Source organism: Klebsiella sp. 141162 (assembly GCF_050600755.1).
GTDB lineage: Bacteria > Pseudomonadota > Gammaproteobacteria > Enterobacterales > Enterobacteriaceae > Klebsiella > Klebsiella aerogenes.
The window spans coordinates 1-349 of the sequence record NZ_JAQIRI010000036.1 but is presented as its reverse complement, the minus strand read 5'-3'; the positions used below and the strand labels follow the sequence as shown (position 1 = coordinate 349).

Annotated in this window: 1 rRNA gene; it reads left to right on the top strand. The window is 52.1% G+C overall.

The annotated features are described in order from the left end of the window. Positions 1-242: 242 nt before the first annotated feature. Positions 243-349: ribosomal RNA gene (gene rrf / locus PGR23_RS24455) — 5S ribosomal RNA — on the top strand; the annotation flags it as partial.

The window sequence follows — 349 nt, the reverse complement described above, 5'->3', positions numbered from 1 at the left end:
CGTAGCGATACGTTGAGCTAACCGATACTAATGAACCGTGAGGCTTAACCTTACAACGCCGAAGATGTTTTGGCGGATTTGAGATGATTTTCAGCTCTGATTCAGAGTCCGAAGGATTTTACGCTGAGACAAGGCGGCAAGCGAAGCGATGGAAGGAGCATACTAAAGTATGTGACTGACATTCGCGAGAGCAGCCAACGCAGTATGAGCGTAAAAGACACAGGACGAGCACAAAGAATTTGCCTGGCGGCGACAGCGCGGTGGTCCCACCTGACCCCATGCCGAACTCAGAAGTGAAACGCCGTAGCGCCGATGGTAGTGTGGGGTCTCCCCATGTGAGAGTAGGGAA